At 67.7% G+C, this 20,417-nt stretch carries 19 protein-coding genes; 10 read left to right on the forward strand and 9 right to left on the reverse strand.

Going from position 1 to position 20,417, the window contains the following annotated elements; translation table 11 throughout:
- Positions 1–2 precede the first annotated feature (2 nt).
- Positions 3–1,229: a helix-turn-helix domain-containing protein gene (locus HG262_RS21240; RefSeq protein WP_169272906.1), complete on the reverse strand. Its 1,227-nt coding sequence runs from the start codon at positions 1,227–1,229 to the stop codon at positions 3–5.
- Positions 1,230–1,441: 212 nt separating this feature from the next.
- Here HG262_RS21240 and HG262_RS21245 point away from each other — a divergent pair, with 212 nt between their 5' ends.
- The 8 genes from HG262_RS21245 (at position 1,442) to HG262_RS21280 (ending at position 10,447) form a co-directional block, all read left to right on the forward strand.
- The gene (locus tag HG262_RS21245) at positions 1,442–2,245 is read left to right on the forward strand and encodes a DUF3348 domain-containing protein (RefSeq protein WP_169272907.1); all 804 of its coding nucleotides are present in this window, start codon (positions 1,442–1,444) and stop codon (positions 2,243–2,245) included.
- A 10-nt stretch (positions 2,246–2,255) separates the two neighbouring features.
- Complete coding sequence (locus HG262_RS21250) at positions 2,256–5,858, forward strand: DUF802 domain-containing protein (protein ID WP_169272908.1); 3,603 nt, start codon at positions 2,256–2,258, stop codon at positions 5,856–5,858.
- A complete protein-coding gene (locus tag HG262_RS21255; RefSeq protein ID WP_169272909.1) occupies positions 5,855–6,505 on the forward strand; it encodes an OmpA family protein in 651 nt (216 codons plus the stop codon). The genes HG262_RS21250 and HG262_RS21255 overlap by 4 nt, the downstream gene beginning before the upstream one ends.
- Positions 6,495–7,211: a DUF2894 domain-containing protein gene (locus tag HG262_RS21260; RefSeq protein WP_169272910.1), complete on the forward strand. Its 717-nt coding sequence runs from the start codon at positions 6,495–6,497 to the stop codon at positions 7,209–7,211. The genes HG262_RS21255 and HG262_RS21260 overlap by 11 nt, the downstream gene beginning before the upstream one ends.
- A gap of 100 nt (positions 7,212–7,311) precedes the next feature.
- Complete coding sequence (locus tag HG262_RS21265; protein ID WP_105556735.1) at positions 7,312–7,557, forward strand: ParD-like family protein; 246 nt, start codon at positions 7,312–7,314, stop codon at positions 7,555–7,557.
- Positions 7,558–8,349: a type I methionyl aminopeptidase gene (gene map, locus HG262_RS21270; RefSeq protein ID WP_169272911.1), complete on the forward strand. Its 792-nt coding sequence runs from the start codon at positions 7,558–7,560 to the stop codon at positions 8,347–8,349. It begins immediately after the preceding gene.
- Between the two features lie 120 nt (positions 8,350–8,469).
- Positions 8,470–9,690, forward strand: coding sequence for an MFS transporter (locus HG262_RS21275; protein WP_169272912.1), 1,221 nt, complete (start codon positions 8,470–8,472; stop codon positions 9,688–9,690).
- Positions 9,691–9,823: 133 nt separating this feature from the next.
- A complete protein-coding gene (locus HG262_RS21280; RefSeq protein WP_169272923.1) occupies positions 9,824–10,447 on the forward strand; it encodes a glutathione S-transferase in 624 nt (207 codons plus the stop codon).
- Between the two features lie 47 nt (positions 10,448–10,494).
- Here HG262_RS21280 and sodC read toward each other — a convergent pair whose 3' ends face one another.
- The 3 genes from sodC to HG262_RS21295 all read right to left on the reverse strand — a co-directional run bounded on the left by sodC (position 10,495) and on the right by HG262_RS21295 (position 13,446).
- Positions 10,495–11,019 (reverse strand): superoxide dismutase family protein, encoded by a 525-nt coding sequence (sodC, locus tag HG262_RS21285; protein WP_169272913.1) that lies wholly within the window; start codon positions 11,017–11,019, stop codon positions 10,495–10,497.
- A 149-nt stretch (positions 11,020–11,168) separates the two neighbouring features.
- Positions 11,169–12,413 (reverse strand): DUF445 domain-containing protein, encoded by a 1,245-nt coding sequence (locus HG262_RS21290; protein WP_211187639.1) that lies wholly within the window; start codon positions 12,411–12,413, stop codon positions 11,169–11,171.
- 163 nt (positions 12,414–12,576) lie between these two features.
- A complete protein-coding gene (locus tag HG262_RS21295) occupies positions 12,577–13,446 on the reverse strand; it encodes a LysR substrate-binding domain-containing protein (RefSeq protein WP_169272915.1) in 870 nt (289 codons plus the stop codon).
- Between the two features lie 185 nt (positions 13,447–13,631).
- Here HG262_RS21295 and eno point away from each other — a divergent pair, with 185 nt between their 5' ends.
- Complete coding sequence (gene eno, locus HG262_RS21300) at positions 13,632–14,930, forward strand: phosphopyruvate hydratase (protein WP_169272916.1); 1,299 nt, start codon at positions 13,632–13,634, stop codon at positions 14,928–14,930.
- 176 nt (positions 14,931–15,106) lie between these two features.
- On the opposite strand, the gene HG262_RS21305 is transcribed toward eno, so the two are convergent.
- The 5 genes from HG262_RS21305 to HG262_RS21325 are packed head-to-tail and all read right to left on the reverse strand — an operon-like array spanning position 15,107 to position 19,672.
- Positions 15,107–15,775: a glycosyltransferase gene (locus tag HG262_RS21305; RefSeq protein ID WP_169272924.1), complete on the reverse strand. Its 669-nt coding sequence runs from the start codon at positions 15,773–15,775 to the stop codon at positions 15,107–15,109.
- Positions 15,776–15,785: 10 nt separating this feature from the next.
- Positions 15,786–16,376 (reverse strand): class I SAM-dependent methyltransferase, encoded by a 591-nt coding sequence (locus HG262_RS21310; RefSeq protein WP_169272917.1) that lies wholly within the window; start codon positions 16,374–16,376, stop codon positions 15,786–15,788.
- The gene (locus tag HG262_RS21315; RefSeq protein ID WP_248293444.1) at positions 16,364–17,431 is read right to left on the reverse strand and encodes an acyl-CoA dehydrogenase; all 1,068 of its coding nucleotides are present in this window, start codon (positions 17,429–17,431) and stop codon (positions 16,364–16,366) included. Before HG262_RS21315 ends, HG262_RS21310 begins: the two co-directional genes overlap by 13 nt.
- A 39-nt stretch (positions 17,432–17,470) precedes the next feature.
- Positions 17,471–18,688, reverse strand: a complete 1,218-nt coding sequence (locus HG262_RS21320; protein WP_211187635.1) for an AI-2E family transporter — start codon at positions 18,686–18,688, stop codon at positions 17,471–17,473.
- Between the two features lie 54 nt (positions 18,689–18,742).
- Entirely contained in the window at positions 18,743–19,672 is a 930-nt protein-coding gene (locus tag HG262_RS21325; protein ID WP_169272918.1) for a LysR family transcriptional regulator, read from the reverse strand.
- Positions 19,673–19,836: 164 nt separating this feature from the next.
- On the opposite strand from HG262_RS21325, the gene HG262_RS21330 reads away from it, so the two are divergent.
- On the forward strand, positions 19,837–20,417 hold a 581-nt coding region (locus HG262_RS21330), incomplete at its 3' end, for an enoyl-CoA hydratase/isomerase family protein (protein WP_169272919.1).

Here is a 20,417-nt window from a genome sequence, read left to right on the forward strand (position 1 = left end):
ACTCACGGGGCAGCAACAAGAGGGAGTAACAAGCTTGTCGTGAAACCCGGCACCGGCGGCGTCATCCAGCGGCGCGCCCGCCCGTGGCCCAACGGCTGCACCTGCCCCGCCGCCGCCAACGCATCCAGCGCCCGCTGCACCGTCCGCTGGCTGGCGCCCAGTGCCAGTGCCAAGGCGGAACTCGACCATGCCTGACCATCCGCCAGGCAGGCAAGCACCGCCGCCTGATCCCGGTCGGCCACATCCACGGGGCGAGCCAGCACCACCACCTCAGGCGCGCGCTCCGGCCTCAGGACAAAACCGTGCTTCGTCGCGTGGACGCTGGCCAGCGGTCGCATCGCCGCGCGCAAGCGCCCTATTTCCACGCGTAGCCGCACACGGTGGGACTCGTCCTGGAAGCCGGTCCGAAAAGCCTGGGCAATCAGTTGTTCCCGGGACACATCCTGGGGCCACGCCTCGGCCAGCATCCGCGCCAACGTGAACAAGACGGGACGGCTGGCCAGCGACACGGCTTGCCCCTCGCGCCGCAAGACGTTGCGGCACGCGTCGACGATCAACGCCTTTGAGGCCAGCAGCGCTTCGACCTCGCCCAGCGGCATGTCTTGCGATCCGCCCTGCCCGATCCGGCGGCCGGCCGGGGCATGCAACGCCCGAAACGCGTGATCCACTTCCGCCAGCAACGCCGGAATGCCCGCCTGTCGCGCGGCGTCTGCGGCGCGCGTCAACGCCGCGCTTGCGGCCGACGCCTGGATCCGGCGCAACGCGATGCCGCCCCGGATCAATTCATGGATCGCGCGCGACGCCGCCGGCAAGCCGGCCGCCTCCACGCCATCCAAGGTGCGGCCGGCGTCCTCCGGCTGGCCGGTCAGCAACTGCCTGCGCGCCTGAAGTTGCGCCGCATGCGCGGCATTGACCGTGTCGCCGTGCGCCTGCAACGTCGCGCGGGCGGTGGCCAGCGACCTTTCCGGCCAGGCCAGGTCGCGCGAGGCCAACGCCACCTCGGCCTCGGCCACCACGCAGCGGGCGCGGGCGGCGGCGTCCTGGTCGCCAAAGGCTTTCGCGGCGCGGCGCAGCAGCGCTTTGGCCCGAACGAAATCGCCCAATTGCGCCATCGCGATCCCGCGCAACGCCAGCGCCGGCGCGTCGTCGCGCAACGCCACGTGGTTCAGCGCGCCGATCGGATCGCCCGCCGCCAACGCGCGCGACGCGTTCGATATCAGAATATCCATCGGGGTGCCGCCATGCTGTCGCTCCTGCTGGGCCGGGCCGGGCTGGGAAACTAATCTACCATCCGGGCGTGGCGCCCTGGCACCCACGCAGGCCGTCACACTGTTGCACCGTGACAGTGATGCGGCCCCATTTTTAACCGACCGGCCCTCTCCACGCCCCCATTCCCCCCTCGCCAGCGTGTAAACTCCCCCCTTTTTGACACTCTGGTGGTATGTTGCAAGCCCCACAGCGCACAGGTTTAAGCGGCCCGACGCTCATTCGCTTGCTGACTCGCCTGACGGATGTCGATGTTCCGGAATCCAGGCAAACGCTTTCCGACCATCTGAGCCAGTGGCTCGGCTGGACGGACGCGATCGCGCTCTCCGCGGCCTTGAACACCCGCCCGCCGATGATTGCCCCCGGCGCACGGACATTCAGCAGCACCGAGGAACGCGAGTGTGTGCGCGTCCGGACCACGCTGGCCGAAGCCATTGCCAGCGACACGGCGGCCACGGCCGCCAAGCGGCCGCTTCCGGGGCACGTGCCGGCGAAGCAGCCGGCGGCCATCGCGGAAGCCGAAGCCGATTACTCGAATTTCCGGCAGCGGTATCAGTCGTTGCAGCACACGATGGAAACCAGCGTGGGCAATCTGCGCAGTCGCCTGCGCGGCATGGTCGCGGCCAAGAACGGCGAGATGACGCGTCTGGCGGTGGTGGATGCCATCATGGACCGCGCGCTGCTGCCGAAGGAACGCGCCCTGCTGGGCGTCATCCCCAAGCTGCTTGGCGGGCATTTCGACCGTCTGCGGCTGGCCGAAGCGGCGGCGTTGGCCCAGGCCAGCGCCGATACGCAAATTGAAGACGGCGCGGACGCCGAGGCAGAAGGCGTCACAGCGCCTGAGCCCGCGCCCGTGCCGATAACACCCGGCGCATGGCTGGACGTGTTCCGCAAGGATATGCGGAGCGTCCTGCTTGCCGAATTGGATGTTCGTTTACAACCGGTCGAAGGGCTGCTTGCCGCCCTTCGCGCCAGCTAACCGGGACACTATGTCCAAGTATCTGATCAATTTCGTGGTTTTCCTGGCCGGTCTGGCCGTCGTGGGCTGGATCGGCGCAGGCTATGCCGGCACCAACCCCCTGGCATTGGCCGTGACGCTACTGATCGGCGTCTGCTATCTGGCGGGCACGCTGGAGCTGCTGCGCTACCAGCAAGCCACCGCCAGCCTGACGCGGTCGGCCAACGGCCTGTCGGAAGCGCCAGCCAGCCTGGGTTCCTGGCTGGAGCAGCTGCATCCCAGCCTGCGCAACGCGGCGCGGCTGCGGGTGGAAGGCGAACGGGTCGGTCTGCCCGGCCCGGCGCTCACGCCCTATCTGGTGGGCCTGCTGGTGTTGTTAGGCATGCTGGGCACGTTCCTGGGCATGGTCGTGACCCTGCGCGGCACGGGCATGGCACTGGAAAGCGCCACCGACCTGGGTGCCATCCGCGCGTCGCTGGCCGCGCCGGTCAAAGGCTTGGGTTTCGCGTTCGGCACGTCCATCGCGGGCGTGGCCACGTCCGCCATGCTGGGCCTGCTGGCCGCGCTGTGCCGCCGCGATCGCGTGCAGGCCGCGCAACTGCTCGACACGAAGATCGCGACGACCCTGCGGGTCTACTCGCAGAGCTACCAGCGCGAAGAATCCTTCAAACTGCTGCAACGGCAGGCCGAAGTGATGCAACGGCAAGCCGACGCCATGCCGACGCTGGTCGATCGCCTGCAAGCCATGATGCAAAGCATGGAAAAGCAGACCCAATCCATGAACGACCGGCAACTGGCCAGCCAGGACGTGTTCCAGGGCAAAGCCGAGGCCGCGTACGCGCGGTTGGCCTCCGTGATGGAACAGTCCATGAAGGAAGGCGTGGCCGAAAGCGCGCGCTCCGCCGGCGTGGCCCTGCAGCCCGTGGTGCAGGCCACGATGGAAAGCCTGTCACGCGAAACCGCCAGTCTGCAAGACACGGTGGCGCAGGCCGTGCAGCAGCAGTTGGCCAGCCTGACCTCGGGCTTCCAGGCGTCCACCGCCAATGTGGCCGATATCTGGAACCAGGCCCTGGCCGGCCAGCAGCGCGCAAGCGAAACGCTGGCCCAGGACCTGCGCGCGTCGCTGGACCGCTTTGCCCAGACATTTGAACAACGCTCGTCCGCCCTGCTGGACGGCGTATCCGCACGACTGGAAGCGTCGTCGGGCGACATGTCCGACGCCTGGGCGTCCGCGCTGTCGCGGCAGGAACGCGTCAGTGAAAAGCTGGCGGGCGACAACCTGCAAGCCCTGACGGCCGCCGCCGCCAGCTTCGAGCAGCATTCCGCATCGCTGCTGCGCACGCTGAACCAGTCGCACTCCTTGCTGCAATCCGAGCTGGCCTCGCGCGACCAGCAACGCCTGGCCGCGTGGACCGAAACGCTGGGCGCCATGGGCGCCACCCTGCGTCAGGAATGGCAGCAGTCCGGCGCGCAAGCCGCCGACCGTCAGCAAGCCATCAGCGATACGCTGGCCCAGACCGTGCGCGACATCAACGCCCAGGCGGCGACCCAAGCCAGCCTGCTGGAAGGCGTGGCTGCGCGCATGGAAGCCGCCGCGAACAACGTGTCCAATCGCTGGGACGCCGCGCTGGCCCGCCAGGAGCAGGTCGGCGAAAAACTCGCGACGGACAATCAGCAGGCCCTGACCGCCGCCGCCGCCGCATTCGAGCAGCATTCGGCGTCGCTGCTGCGCACCCTGGACCAATCGCACGCGGACCTGCAGGCAGCCCTGGCGGCCAAGGATCACGAGCGCCTGGCCGCCTGGACGGATTCGCTTGCCCGCACCGCGCGCGACGTCACGTCCCAGACCGAAGCCCAAGCCCTGCTGCTTGAAAGCGTGTCCACCCGCCTGGAAACGGCGGCAACCCGCGTGTCAGACCAATGGAACACCGCCCTGGCCCGCCAGGAACAGGTCGGCGAAAAGCTGGCCGCGGATAATCAGCATGCATTGACCACCGCCGCAGCCGCCTTCGAGCAACACTCGGCGTCGCTCTTGCGTACGTTGGATCAGTCACATGCGGACCTGCAAGCCGCGCTGGCCGCGAAGGACGAAGCCCGGCTGACCGCCTGGACCGGCACGCTTGCCACGATGGCCGCGGCGCTGGGCCAGGAATGGAAGGCGGCCGGCGACCATACGATCACCCGCCAGCAGGAAATCAGCGACACGCTGGCCTTGACCGCGCAAGACGCCGCCGACCGCAACGAGGCGCAAACCCGCCTGCTGGAGAGCGTGTCAACCCGCCTTGAGACGACGGCGCGCGCAGTCACCCAAGCCTGGACCGACGCCCTGACGCGCCAGGAGCAAGTCGGCGAGAAGCTGGCCGCGGACAACCAGCGCGCGCTGTCCACCGCCGCAGCGGCCTTCGGCGAACACTCGGCCGCGTTGCTGCGCACGTTGGACCAATCGCATACGGACCTGCAAGCCGCCCTGGCCGCGAAGGACGAAGAACGCCTGTCCGCCTGGACCGCCAAGCTGGCCGCGATGGCCGATGCGCTGGGCCAGGAATGGGAACTGGCCGGCGTGCAAGCCGCCGACCGCCAGCAAGCCCTCAGCAACACGCTGACCCAGGCCACCCGGGACATCACCGCCCAGACCGAGGCGCAGGCCGGCCTGCTGCAGGACGTATCCACCCGCCTGGAAACGGCGGCAAGCCATGTCACCCAGGCCTGGACCGACGCGCAAGCGCGCCAGGAAAATGTGGGCGAGCAGTTGGCCGCCGCCAACCGCCAGGCGCTGGAAACCGCAGCCGCCACGTTCGAGCAGCACTCGACGTCGCTCTTGCGTACGCTGGATCAATCGCACGCCGACCTGCAAGCTGCGCTCGCATCCAACGACGAAGCGCGTCTGGCCGCGTGGACCGGCAAGCTGGCCGGCATGGCCGATGCGCTGCGCCAGGAATGGCAACAGGCAGGCGCCGCCACCGCCGACCAGCAGCAGCAGATCTGCGCCACCCTGGCCCAGACCGCCCACGACATCACTTCGCAGACGCAGGCGCACGCCAGCGACACCATCGCCGAAATCGGCCGCCTGGTGCAAGCCGCCTCGGAAGCCCCGAAGGCGGCCGCCGAGGTCATCGGCGAACTGCGCCAGAAACTGTCCGACAGCATGGTGCGCGACAACGACATGCTGCAAGAGCGCAACCGCCTGCTGGACACCCTGGACACCTTGCTGACGGCCGTGAATCACACGGCCGCCGAGCAACGCACGGCCGTGGACGCGCTGGTCGCCTCGTCGGCCGAGCTGCTGGAACGCGTCGGCACGCAGTTCACCGACCGCGTCGAAGCCGAAACCGGCAAACTCGCGGACGTGGCGGCGCACGTCACCAGCAGCGCCGTGGAAGTGGCCAGCCTGGGCGAATCGTTCGGCACCGCGGTGCAACAGTTCGGCGAGTCCAACGACAAGCTGGTGGCCCATCTGCAACGCATCGAAGCGGCGCTGGACAAGTCCATCGCGCGCGGCGACGAGCAACTGTCCTATTACGTGGCGCAGGCCCGTGAAGTGGTGGATCTGAGCTTGATGTCGCAAAAGCAGATCATCGAAAACCTGCAGCAGCTGGCCATCCAGCGCGCCACCGCCGGAGCCGAAGCCGCATGAGCGAGGACATCGACGGCGGCGTGGAGACGACCGCCCCGGCCTGGGCCGTCTTCGGCGACCTGATGTCGGTGCTGCTGGGCGCCTTCGTACTGATCCTGGTCAGCGTGATCGGCGTGCAGCTGCAGCTGTCGACGCAACTGGAAAAAGAGGTCAAGCAGCGGCAGGAAGAAACGCAGCGGCGCGAAACGCTGGAGCAGGCGCTGGCAGGCCCGCTGGCGGCGGGCCGCGTCACGCTGATCAACGGCCGCATCGGCATCAGCGGCAGCGTGCTGTTCGCGTTGAACTCCGACCAGCTGCAACCCGAAGGCCGCGAGATTCTGAAGACCCTGATCGAGCCCCTGTCCGCGTATCTGAAGACGCACGACGAAATCCTGATGGTCAGCGGCTATACCGATGACCAGCAGGTGCGCGAAGGCAACCGCCGCTTTGCGGACAACTGGGACCTGTCGGCGCAACGCGCCCTGACGGTCACGCGGGCACTGATCGACGAAGGGGTGCCGTCCGCCACGGTATTCGCGGCCGCCTTCGGATCCGAGCAACCGGTGGCCTCCAACGCCGACGAAGCAGGACGCGCCAAGAACCGCCGCGTGGAAATCACGCCGATCCCCAAGCCGTCCAACGACCCGGGAAAGCCGCATGAGCAGTGACGGCAGCTTTGGCGGCGCGCGGGACGCGCAGGCGACGCTGGATGCCTGGCGCGACAGCGGGGCCGACCGCGTCGACCCGGTGCGCTTCCGTTTCCTGGACGCGATGGCCCGGCGCACCGCTGCGCTGGACGGCCCGGCCCGGCAATTGCTGGACGGCAGGCTGGCGGCGTTGCTGCAAGCCTACGAAGACGAGCTGGGCACGGAATCCGCCGGGCGAGGCGACACGGCCGCAGCCGGCGCCCCCGAGGTCACTCGCAGCGCCAGCGCCCTGGCCGGCCTGATCGACTACCTGGCCGACCCGGATCCCCCTGGCGGCGTCAGCGGCTGGACGCGCGACACGCTGGGCCTGCGGGCCACCTATCCCGACGTGCAGATGCTGGATTACTTCCGGGGTGTCTGGTCGCGGGTCAGCGCCGACCGCCAGGTGCGCCAATCGCAGGAACAGGTCCATAAGAACGCCGGCCCGCTCAATTCCAATCAGTTGGTGCACCGCGCGCTGTCGCTGATGCGCGAGCTCTCCCCGGGCTATCTGCAGCAGTTCCTGTCGTATACGGACGCGCTGATGTGGATGGAGCAGATGCACGCCGCCACGGCGCCGACGCCGAAGGACGCGGCCCGTGCGGGCGCGCCAAAGACCGCAACGGCTAAAACCGGAACGACCAAGACGGGAACGGCCAAGAAGCCGTCACGCGCCAAAACGCGCTGAGGCGACCGCCAAGCGTGCAGTTAAACGGGCGATTTGCACCGCTTGCTGTCGCGCAGTAAGATACGATCCATATACAAACCATATACGGATCACCTCCACCATGGGTCTCGTCAAAATCTCCGAGCAGATGCATGAAAATCTGCGCGTCGCCAGCGGCGCCCTCAGCCGCTCGATCAATTCCCAGGCCGAACACTGGATGCGCATCGGCATGCTGTCCGAGCTCTATCCCGAATTGCGCCACGCGGACATCTGCCAGTTGCTGATCCGCATCGAACAGGGCGAAGGCTTTACCATCGCCTCGCTGTCCCGGCGCTTACCGGATGCCGCCCAGCAGGAGGCCGCGTAAATGGCGAAGAAGGTTTCCATCAAGTCCGCCGCCGACATCGACATGGCCCGCAAGGCCGGCGCCATGGCGGCGGAAGTACTGCACATGATCGGCGAACACGTGCGCCCTGGCGTCACCACCGATGACCTGGACCGCATCTGCAACGAGTACATCGTGAACGTACTGAAGGCGATTCCGGCCAACGTCGGCTATCACGGTTTTCCGAAAACGATCTGCGCGTCGGTCAACCATGTGATTTGCCACGGCATCCCGTCGGCCAAGGTCCTGAAGAACGGCGACATCCTGAACATCGACGTCGCGGTCATCAAGGACGGCTGGTTCGGCGACACCAGCCGCATGTATTACGTGGGGCAGCCCAGCCCGCTGGCGCGCCGCCTGGTCAACACCACCTACGAAGCCACGCGCGCGGGCATCATGGCGGTCAAGCCCGGCGCCACGCTGGGCGATATCGGCCATGCCATCCAGACCGTCGCGCACCGCGAGCATTTCAGCATCGTGCGCGAATACTGCGGCCACGGCATCGGCCAGATCTATCACGACGATCCGCAAGTGCTGCATTACGGGCGTCCTGGCGAAGGCATGGTGCTGCAACCCGGCATGATGTTCACGATCGAACCCATGATCAACGCCGGCAAGCCCGCGACCAAGCAGTTGCCGGACGGTTGGACGGTCGTCACCAAAGACCGCTCGCTGTCGGCCCAATGGGAGCACATGGTGGTCGTGACCGAAACCGGGTACGAAGTGCTGACGCCCTGGCCGGACGGCTACGGCGACTATCCGTCTATCCCCTGACGATCCACCACGCCGGCCACGCAAGCGCCAAGCCGGCCGCAAGGACCGGAGTGCAGGCCGCCAAGGGCACGATCATGATCGTGCCCTTGCCGTTTCCAGCGCCCCGAACGGGCGTCTCCCATGCCTGCCCTGCCCTCCGCCTTCCGCCGTCTGGCCGCTTCGAACCTGGCCGCCCAATTTTCTGAACAGATGGCCTTGGCGGCGGCACCGCTGGTCGCCGTGCTGGCGCTGGGCGCCACGGCCGCGCAGACCGGCTATCTTCAAACCGCGCAGACCCTGCCGTTCCTGTTGCTGTCCCTGCCCGCCGGCGTGCTGGCGGACCGGATGTCGCGGCGGGCTCTGATGACCGCCGCCGAGTGCGTGCGCGCGGCCAGCCTGCTGGGTTTGCTGGCACTGCTGGGGATGGGCGGCCTGGGCCTGGGCTGGCTGGCGGCGCTGGGGTTCCTGGGCGCGGTCGGCACGGTCGCCTACAACGTGGCCGCGCCAGCCCTGGTGCCCCGGCTCGTGCCTGCCAGCGAGCTGGCCAGCGCCAACCGCTGGCTGGAGCTGGCGCGCAGCAGCGCATTCTCGGCCGGGCCCGCGGCAGGCGGCGCGCTAGTCGGCTGGATGGGCGCGCCCATCGCGTATGTCATCGCCACCACCCTGTCGTTGCTGGCGGCGGCCCTGTTGGCGGGGCTGCCGTCCGACGCCCCCCGGCCCGTCGCCCGCCGGCGCTTGCTGGCCGAACTGCGCGAAGGCGCCGCCTTTGTCGGCACGCATCCGCTGTTGCGGCCGGTGCTTGCGACCGCGGTGTTCTTCAACACCGCCTGGTTCGTACTGCAGGCCGTCTACGTGGTCTACGCCATCGAACGCCTGGGCCTGTCGGCCGCCGGCGTTGGCATTACGCTGGGTGTGTATGGCGGTGGCATGCTGGCCGGCGCCCTGGCTGCACCGTGGCTGGCGCGCCGGCTGTCGTTCGGTGCGATGATCGCCTCGGGTCCGCTGTCGGCGTTGGCGGCAAGCGGCATCCTGCTGTCGACGCTGGCCTTGCCTTCGGGCGTTTGGGCGGGAGTGGGCTTTTTCCTGTTCGGCGCCGGCCCCATCCTCTGGACCATCACCACCACCACCTTGCGCCAGGCCGTCACGCCCAATGCGCTGTTGGGCCGCGTGTCGGCCGTGATCCTGACCGCCACGTTTGGCGCCCGTCCCGTGGGCGCCCTGATCGGCGCGACGCTTGCCGCCCGCGTCAGCCTGGATGCCTGCCTGTGGGTATCCACCGCAGGATTCCTGGTGCAGTTTCTAGTGCTGTTCGCGTCGCCCGTGCGGCGGCTGCGCCAGCAGCCCGAGGCGGCGGGCGCCTGAAGGCAAGCTCGCCCCGGCACGCGCGACCGCGCTGTTACCCCCGCCGTCGCCCCGATCTGTATCTGGCGACGGGACCGGGCTGCCAGTAGACTGCCCGGATTCCTTCATGCCATTGATCCGGGCGGTTCGCAATATGCTGAAAATACTGGGAAAAGCGACGTCCATCAACGTGCGCAAAGTACTTTGGGCCTGCGCCGAACTGAACCTGCCCTTCACCCGGGAAGACTGGGGCGCGGGCTTCCGGGCAACATCCGACCCGCGCTTCCTGGCGCTGAATCCCAATGCCATGGTGCCGGTGATCCAGGATGGCGACTTCGTGCTGTGGGAGTCCAATACGATCATCCGCTACCTGGCCGGCCAATATGGCGGACTGCACTTGTACCCCGCCGAGCCCCAGCTGCGCGCGCGTGTGGACCAATGGATGGATTGGCAGGCGACCGACCTGAACCGGTCCTGGAGCTACGCCTTCATGGCGCTGGCGCGGCAGTCGCCGGACCACCGAGACGCGGCCAGCATCCAGGCGTCATGCCAGGGCTGGGCACACTTCATGGGCATCCTGGAGCAGCGCCTGATGCTGACCGGCGCCCATGTGGCGGGCGACGCGTTTTCACTGGCGGACATTCCCGTGGGGCTATCGGTAAACCGGTGGTTTGCCACGCCTTTCGACAAGCCCGCCCTGCCGGCGGTCGCCGCCTATTACGACCGGCTGACCGGCCGCGAGGGCTACCGGCTGCACGGCCGCAACGGCACGGCCTGAGCGGCCACTGCGGCCGCTACGGCCTTTGCAGCCAGCGCGCTCTTCGGCTACTTCACCACGCCGCAGACCAGCCGGCCACCTCCGCCGCCCAGCGGCGCGGGCGTGTCGCTGTAGTTGTCACCGCCCACGTGCACCATGACCGCGTGCGTCTTCACATCGGCCAGCTTCAGGTGGGGCGCCACGACCGCCTTCTTGGCCGTGCCGTCGGCGGCCACCACGATGAAGGGCAAGTCGCCCTGGTGGCCGTCGGTCGCCATTGGGCCCTTGTGGGCCTTGGTGCCCTTCGGGTCCAGATGGCCGCCGGCAGCGCCGCCGGGCGCCGTCTGGCCGTTCACCGGGCCCGGCATGCACGAGCCCTTTTCATGCACGTGGAAACCATGTTCGCCCGGAGGCAGGCCCTTCAGGTTCGGCGTGATCTGCAAGCCGCCTTTGGTGTCCTTCAGCGAAATCGTGCCGGCGCTCTTGCCTATGCCCTCGGCCGTCAGGAACGACATCGAGACGTCTTCGGCCAGCGCGGCGCCCGAGGCGCCCGCCATTGCCAGCGCCGCGACAAGCATCGAGATTTTCTTCATGAAGTGCCTCCTGGAATCATGCACGCGAAGTGCGGGTGCCCAGCCCGGCGCGGACGGCGCCGCCCAAGGCCAGGGGCGCCACTGACAATAGCACCGGCGCCACCGGATCGGCCAGCAATCTTCATTCCTGATACAAGCGATCAGGCTTGTTAACGATTGACCAGCAGCACCAGCGCATGCAGCGCCACGCCGATCAGCCCGCCCACCAGCGTGCCGTTGAAGCGGATGTATTGCAGGTCACGCCCCACGCTCAGTTCCAGTTCGTCGACCAGATGGCGTTCATCCCAATTCTTCACGGTGCGCGAAATATGCTCCGTCACGCCGACGCGCAGGCGTCCGGTCAGGCGGCGGGCGCTGCCCAGCACGTGGTTGTTGATCGCGTCGCGCAAGCCCGGGTCTTCACCCAATTTGCGGCCCAGCGCCAGCAAGGCGCTTTCCAGATGGCGGGCCAACGCCGAATCCTCGTCCGACAGGTCGCGCCGCAACGCCGCATGGATGTCGTCCCACAGGCCCTGCACGTACTCCTGCACCTTGGGATGGTCGATGGCCCGCTGCTTCAGGTCTTCGACCTGTGCCGACAGCGCCGGATCGGACGTCAGGCGCTCAATGTAGTTCAGCACCCAGGCTTCGTAGTCGCGCCTGACGGGATGATCGGGTTCGGACAGCACGTCGCGCACTTCCTGCACCAGCGCCAAGGCCAGCCGGTCGGCCAGGTTGTCGGCAATGCCGTCCACCGATTTGATCACGTCGACCGCCGCGATGATGCGCGGCCATTCCTTGCGGGCGAATTTCACCAGCAAGGCCGATGCGCGTTCCTTCACCTCATCTTCGCCCAGGTAGCCGCCCAGCCGCTCCATGGCCGCGTCCAGCAGCTCTTGATGGCGCCCGTCGCGGGTCAAGAGACCCAGGACCTCGCCCACGGTGCCCGCCGCGTCCCAGCGGCGCAGGTTCTTCACCACGAACTCCTGGATGACGCCGCGCACGGCCTGGTCGTCCAGCAGGTCCAGCGTCTGCAAGGCCACCCGACGGGCGCCGTCGCTCAAGGCATGCGCCTGGCGCGGCCGCACGAGCCAACGGGACAGGCGCGCGGCGGGATCGAAGACCCGCAGCTTCTCCATCAAGGTGTCGGGGTCCAGGAAGTGGTCGCGGACAAACACGGCCAGGTTGTCGCCGATGCGATCCTTGTTGCTGGGAATGATGGCGGTGTGCGGAATCGGCAGGCCCATCGGCCGGCGGAACAGCGCCACCACCGCGAACCAGTCGGCCAGCGCGCCCACCGTCGCGGCTTCGCAAAACGCCCGCACCCAAGCCCATACGCCCTGCCCGCCCATCGCGTGGCTGGTGATGAATCCGCTGATCATGGCCGCCAGCAAGGCCAGCGCGGCGATCTTCATGCGCCGCAATTGCGTGCGGCGCACATCGGAGGCCAAGGCGGAATGGGGCGTTGACGGCGTCGGGGATCGGGACGGTTCGGGCATGGAGGTTCCGGCTGGGCGATGCGTCAGCATACCAACTGGCGGCGCCTATCCGTCTGCTTGGCGGATCTTTCCGTCCCGGCTACGCGGCGGGTTCCGTTAGCGCCTCGCGCAGCCACGCCACAAATTCCCCCGCCTGCCCCGACAGCCCCCGGCTGGCGGCTGGCAACGCGCGCAAGCCGCCATCGAACGCCACGAATCCGAAGGGCGCGACCAGGGCGCCGTCTTCCAGTTCGCGGCGGATCAGCCGCTTTTCCACCAGCGCCACGCCCAGTCCGGACAGCGCGGCCTCGATGCAAAGATGGGTGTGCGGAAATGCCAACTGGCCAGTAGCCGCCACCGGTTCGCCCGTCAGGGACTCCCATTGGTTCCAGGCGCTGGACGTGTACTCATGGGCGATGCGCACCCGGTCCGCCGCCGCTCGCCGGGCATAGGCTGGCGTGCAGACCGCGCCAAAACGCACGGGAGCAAGCGTCAGCGCGCGGCGCCGGTCGGCGTCCGTGTAGCCCGACAGGTCCCATGCCAGCAGCAGATCCGCACCCTCGTTGCGCATTTCGCGGGCGGACGTCATCGACAGGCGGATGCGGATATCGGGATGCTCCCGGTAGAACACCGCCAGTTGCGGCACCAGCCAGCGCATTGCGAAGGTGGCGCTGCACGCCACGTGCAGCCCCGGGCCCAGGGCTTCCCGACCCAATCGTTCATAGGCGCTTTCCAATTGGTCGAACGAGGCGCGCACGGACGCGTAGAAGGTCTCCCCAGCGGGGGTGAGCTTCAGCCCGGTGCCGTCCTTATCGAACAACGGCACGCCGGCGTGTTCCTGCAGCAGCTTCAGATGCCGGCTGACCGCGCCGTGGCTGCGGCAAAGCTCTTGCCCGGCCCGCGTGACCGAGCCCGTGCGGGCGATGGCCTCGAATGCCCGGACGGCGGATAGGGGCGGCAATTGGCGCACGGTGTTCCCTTATGTCAATAAAACTGACAGATGAATAGAAAAACTGCATTTTCGGGAGGCTGCGGATTTTCTAGGATAGCGCCTGAAAATCCCGAGACCAGCGCGATGCACCGCAGTATTGCACGCCGATCAGCGGGGATAAAGGCCCTTCTTATATTTCAATAACCTGACCATCAGGAGCAACCATGAAGATCATCGATATCGCTTCCCACGAGGCGCTGGACAGCCGCGGCAACCCTACCATCGAGGTTGAAGTCCGGCTTGATGACGGCGCGCGCGGCCTGGCGCTGGTGCCGTCCGGCGCGTCGACGGGCCAGCATGAAGCGCTGGAGCGGCGCGACGCGGATCCCGCACGCTATCTGGGCCGCGGGGTGCTGGGCGCCGTGCGTGCCGTCAATACCGACGTGCGGGATGCGCTGCTGGGCCAGCAAGCGGACCAGCAGGCCACCATCGATCGGATCATGATCGACCTGGACGGCACGGCGGACAAAAGCCGTCTGGGCGCCAACGCCTTGCTGGGCGTCTCGCTGGCGGTGGCGCACGCGGCGGCGGCCAGCCACGGCCAGCCGCTGTGGCGCTACCTGGGCGGCGTGCAGGCGCGAGTGCTGCCCGTGCCCATGATCAACATCATCAACGGCGGCGCGCACGCCGACAATCCGCTGGATTTCCAGGAATTCATGATCTTGCCGGTGGGCGCGGAAACCTTCGCCGAAGCCGTCCGCATGGGCGCCGAAGTCTTCCACACCCTGCGCGGCAGGCTGCTGGCGGCCGGCCACAGCGTCAATGTGGGCGACGAGGGCGGATTCGCGCCCGTCTTGCGCACGGCACCGGAGGCGCTGGACTTCATCATGGCGTCCATCGAGCAGGCAGGCTTGCTTCCGGGCACGGACATTGCGCTGGCGCTGGATCCGGCCGCCAGCGAATTCCACGCCGAGGCAGGCTATCGCTATCAGGGCGAAGGCGTGGTGCGCAGCCGCGAACAGCAGGTGGATTACCTGGCCCGGCTTGTGCGCGACTATCCCATCGTCTCGATCGAAGACGGCATGGCCGAAGACGACCTTGTCGGCTGGCAGGCCCTGACCGCGCGGCTGGGCAAGGCCTGCCATCTGGTGGGCGACGATGTCTTCTGCACCAACCCCGGCCTGTTCGAGGCCGGCATCTCGGCGGGAATCGGCAACGCCATCCTGGTCAAGGCCAACCAGATCGGCACGCTGAGCGAAACCCTGCAGGTGCTGGGAATGGCCCGCCGCGCGGCGTACGGCGCCGTCATGTCGCACCGCTCTGGAGAAACCGAGGACACCACCATCGCCGACCTGGCGGTGGCGGCCAACTGCGGCCTGATCAAAACCGGATCGCTGTCGCGCGCCGATCGCACCGCCAAGTACAACCGGCTGCTGCGTATCGAACGTGAACTGGGCGCGGCAGCCGTCTACGCCGGCCGCGACGCCTTGCCGCGGCGGGGCCGGGCAGACAGCCGCGTGTAGTACCACCCCATCAAGGGAGACGCCGAGATGCCGTGCACCAGCACGGACGCGCGGATCCTGCGTCTTGCTTCGCTTTCGGCAGCCGTCACTTCCTGCAAGACGGCATAAGAAAGCCCACGGGCAGATACACCATAGCGCCGGACATGGGCAGCACATCGATCAGGCCAGTGGCCGCCCTAGTCGGCCTCGTCCCAGCCTTGACGCAGGGCGCAGGCAAAGCCGCCTTCGACCCGCGAGTACGGCCGGGCGCTGGTCGTCACGCGCGGCAACGCGGTCCAGGCGATGCGGGCGCCCCCCTGCTCCAATCGGTCCACCAGCGCCTGGTCTTCGCTGCAGGCCAGCGCGGCAAAGCCGCCGATGCGACGGTAGGCGCGGGCCTCGATGCCGAGGTTCGCGCCATGGACGTGCCGATGGCCGTCCCGGTCCTGATAGTGGGCGCAAAAGCGATGCCTGGCCTGCCGCGCCTGCGCGCCATGCTGGGCCCAGCCCGATACGCCCACGGTGCCGCAGACCACCTCTGCCCCCAACGACAACTGGTCCACCAGCCATCGCGCCGACACGCGGGTATCGGCATCGGTGAATGCCAGCCAGCGCGCGCCCGCCTCCAGAAGATGCTGCGCCCCGAACGCTCGCGCGACCCCGACATTGCCCGCCTCGACCCGCAGGCACCGCACCGGCCAATTCGCCGACAACTGCGCGGTACGGTCACGGCAGCGGTCCAGCACCACGACAATCTCGACCCGCTCGGCCGCCAGCAGCGGGTGGTTCGCGGCGCGCGTGGCCGCTCGCAGGCAGGCGCCAATCAGGCGTTCCTCGTTGTGGGCGGGAATGCAGATTCCGATCATCGCCTGCTCCTTATGAGGGGTTGCGCCAGAGGTCCAGGCGAAAATCTTCTTCATGGTGGTGCGCCAGCCGACGCAGGCCGGGCAGCGCCCCTATCGCCTCATGCAGACCGTCGGTGGGTTGCTGACGGTCATGGAACGCCGCACGCCAATGGCAGGCGACCAATTCGCCGCCTGCGCCCAAGCTTGCGTGCAGGCGCGCCAGGAACAGCGCGCAGGCGGCATCGTCCAGGTAATACGCCAGCTCCGACACGACGATCAGATCGAAGCCGCCCGCCGGCACCGGCGGCCATTGCCGCGGCAGCTTCAGCGCCAATATGCGCACCGTTGCGGCCACGGGATCGGCGCGCAGCTTGGCTTGAACGCGTCGCAGCGCGCTGGGCGCGAGGTCGACGGCGCAGATCTGGTCGCAGCGCCGGGCCAGGGCAAGCGTCATGTCGCCCCCGCCGCAACCCGCCTCGAAGACGTGGCCATAGCGCTCCCGCGCCAATGTCGCCAACAGCACGGCGCGCTTGCGGCGTTCGTACCAGGCGCTGGCCACCCGCCACGGGTCGGGGTCCTGCCGGTACAAGCGCTCAAAATGCAGGTCATCTATAGCGTCCAAGGCGACTCTCCGTGTTGGGCGACTTGCTTGCCATGCTCGGCCTGATCACGTTCCGCATGGCTCTGCCGGATGAACACGGGCAAATCCGCCAGGGCTTGCGCCAGGGCGGCGTCCCGGCACAACGGACCGGCGCCCAACGCGCGCGGCACGCGGCTCAATACCTCTTGCGCGGCGGCTTCCACCGCCAGGCGCGCCCGGGCAGTCTCCAGGGCGCAGCGCGCTGCGGGATGTGCATCTATCGCGCAGGCAGCCTCGCGCAAAACGGCGCGCGCTTGCGTCAATGCGACGTCCACGGCGCCAAGGTGGGCCAGCCGGTACGGGTCTGGCCGGTCCCGCGCCACGGCGTCACGCAACCGCCCGGCAATGCCCGCCAACGCGCCGTACCAGCATGCCGCCACGCCCGCGCCGCCGTGCAGAAAGCCTGGGCGGTCGACGTAGGCGCCCGGTGCGCCGACCGCGGAGCCTTGCGCCTGGTCGAACAGGACATTCACACTGGCCGACGAACGCATGCCCACCGCGTGCCAGCCTTGCGTCGTGACGGTCACCCCAGGCTGGTCCAGCGCCACGGCCGCCAGGCAAGGTTCGCCTGCGCCGTTCCAGCCGCTGACGATCGCGTGGCTAAGCGTCGCGGCACCTGAACACCATCCCTTCAAGCCGCTGACAATTACCCCCCCGGCAGCCTGGGTGCGTATGCCCACGCGCATGTCCGGCGGCTCGGCGCACCAGACGCCCCAGCAGGCGTCTTCGGGCGCGTCGAAACCCGCTTCCAGTTCGGCAAGAATGGCAAGCGCATCCGTGTGCCCCTCGAATAGTTTGGCCAGCCCCAGATCCACCGAGGCGACGGCGGCAAGCCCGCGCCAGCGCAACAGGGTTCCGCCCGAACCAGGCAAGGGCAACTGGCCGCAACCGGCGCGCACGAGTTCGCGCAGCCAGTGGCCGGGGTCCACCGGCGGCCGGGCGAGAGCCAGCACGTCTTCGATGACCTGGCTGGAGAGTTCGGGGAACGCCGATCGGACGGGTCGAGTTTGCATGGCGAGCGTGATGGCTTGATTCAAGGTGGGGGCACTGCGTCCAGCATATGGCGTGCCCATTCCCTATTCACCCAGGAACTCCGACACCGCTTCCAGTCCTTCGATGTGGTCCGCGACCACTTTCGCAATGAAGGCAAGGGGCACCGACAGCAGCGTCCCCCACACGCCCCACAGCCACGTGAACAGCAGCAGCAACATGAACACCGCCACCGCGTTCATCTTGGCGATGCGGCCGGACATCCAGGTCGTGACCACCACGCCCATCAACAAGGCGATGGCCACCGAACTGCCGGCCACCGCCAGCGCCGGGCCGATCTCGCCGAATTGGATAAGCGCGGCAATCCCCGTCCCCACCGCCGTCAGCAAGGGGCCAAAGTAAGGGATGATGTGCAGCGCGCCCGCCACCACCGCCCAGGTTGTCGCGTTCTCCAGGCCCAACAGGCGAAAGGCGACCCACGACATCAGGCCCAATGCCAGGTTCGTGACCAGCATCATCGCCATGTACCGGTGGATGGAGCTATTGATCTGGTCCAGCATGTGCACGCTGATCTTCTTCTGCGACAAGGTCTTGCCCGCCACCTTGACGAATTTGCGCTTGAAGGCGTTGCCGGACAACAGCAGAAAGAACACCAGGAACACACTCATCGTCGCCTGCCCGATGAAGGCGGCCACGCCCTTTGAACCCCAGAGCAGGAAATCGCTCAGGCCGGAGTCGGACTTGGCCACGACCACCTGCCGGCCGGGCACGATCCCCCCGCTGTCCTGGAGCAGGCCAGCCGCGCCCTTCAACTTTTCAAAGAAGGAACCATCGCCGCTGGACACGCCGGCCAAGGTACGGGAGAGCTTCCCGGAAATCTCCGGCAGCGCCTGCACGATGGAGCTGACCTGGTTCTGCGTCACGTAAGCCAGGCCGGCCAAGCCGGTGGCGATCAGGGACATCAGGATCAGAATGCCGATTGCGCGCGGTATGCGGGCGCGCCCCATCAGGCTCACGATGGGGTCCAGCGCATAGGCGACGACGATCGCCATCACCACGGGCACGATGAATTCCTGCGCCAGCTTCAGCGTGAACAGCACCGCCAGGACGGTCAACGTGGTCAGGCAGGCGCCGCGCGCCCACACATGGGGCGTGTCCGGCGGCGAATCGGGGATCAAGCCCGCCTCTTGCGCCGTCGACTTCTCAGTGGCGGAGCGGGCAGCCTCGTCGGTACCCGCGGCTTCCCCCGGCGCCGCCGGTTCCGCCGTGTCCTGCGCCGCCCCCACCCCTGTCGTGATTTCCATCCTGCCCCCGCATTCGATCATGGAATGCGGACAGCAAGTGGCGTGCCTGATGGGTCAGCCCGCCGGCGCCAGCAAACCCGCCTGGCCTTCATGGCCCCGCTGGGCCCGCTCCAGGATGAACTCGATCATCATGGAGATGGCCCGGGGATGATGCCGGTTCGGCATGTACAGCATGTACATGCCGCGGCCGAAGATGCTCAACCGCCATTCGGTCAGCGCCGCCAGCAGGTCGCCGCGGGCGATATCGTCGTGCACCACATAGTCCGGCACCACGCCCACTCCCAGTCCGGCGCGGATCGCATCGCGCAGGAACGCGTAATTGCGGGATATCACGGTGGGTTCCAGCACCACCTGCTGGCGCGGCCCGCCGCCGTAATAGGCAGACAACCGCAATGGCCGGCCAATGACCGCCGCACTGATCACGGGCGTGCCCGCCAGGTCTTCGGGGCGCTGTGGCAAGCCGCGGGCGTCGGCGTAGGCTTTGGATGCGCACGCCATGTAGCGGACCTTGCCCAATTCGCGCGCCACCAGGTTCTGCGGGGGTTCGGACATGATGCGCACCGCGATATCCACTTCATCGCGCAGCAAATCGTCGACGCTGTTCTCGAACAGCACGTCCAGCACGATATCCGGATACGCCTGCTTGAATTCCAGCAGCCACGGCGTCATCACGAACTGCCCGTAGCCGCTGGGCACGCTCAGGCGCACCTTGCCCTGCGGCGTCTTGCCTAGCGTTTCGACCGACTCGCGGGCAGCAACCAGTTCGTCCTGGATGCTGCGGCCATGCTGGTACAGCTTGAGCCCGATCTCGGTGGCCTCGACGTGGCGCGTGGTGCGCCGCACCAGTTGCATGCCGACCGAACGCTCCAGCTGGTTCAAGTGATAGCTGACATTGGCGCGGGTCATTTTCAGGCGGCGCGCGGCCTCGCTCAGGTTGCCGGCATCCAGGATTTCCACCAGCAATGTCAGGGATTTGGTGTCCATACGAGCTCCTCCGCCTTCATTGTCAAATTTTATTATCCGCCATGTCAATTCCAGATGCCATTGTCAAGACATCTTTACTGGGAAAGAATAAGGAGATAAGAGACGAGCCGTTCCTGGCCCGCCAGGCGCCGCCACGGCGGACGCCTTACTGGAGACAAGGTCCCATGACGGACAAGAGCCCTGCCGGCGCCGCCCACGCGCGCCGCGACGAAGACATCCTGGTCATCACCCTTGACCACCCTCCCGTCAATGCCCTGAGCGCCGACGTGCGCCGCGACCTGGCCGCCGGCGTCCTGGCCGCAGAGGCCGATCCGCAAGTGCGCGCCATCCTGCTAGTGGGCGCAGGCAAGAATTTCATCGCCGGCGCCGACATCCGCGAATTCGGCAAACCGCCCAAGCCGCCCGCCCTGCCCGACGTGTGCAACCAGATCGAAGCCAGCGCCAAACCCGTCGTGGCCGTGCTGCACGGCGCGGCCTTGGGCGGCGGACTGGAGGTGGCGCTAGCCGCGCATTACCGCCTGGCCTTGTCCACGGCCAAGCTGGGCCTGCCCGAAGTGAATCTGGGCCTGCTGCCGGGCGCGGGCGGCACGCAGCGCACGCCCCGCCTGATCGGCGCCCGCGCAGCGCTGGACCTCATGCTTTCGGGCAAGCACTTGTCCGCCGACGCCGCGCTGAAAGCCGGCCTCGTCGACGCCGTCGGCGAAGGCGACGACGCCCTGGCCGCGGGGCTTGTCTACACCCGCCG

The sequence above is a fragment of the Achromobacter sp. Bel genome (genome assembly GCF_012928505.1).
Classification (GTDB): domain Bacteria; phylum Pseudomonadota; class Gammaproteobacteria; order Burkholderiales; family Burkholderiaceae_B; genus Achromobacter.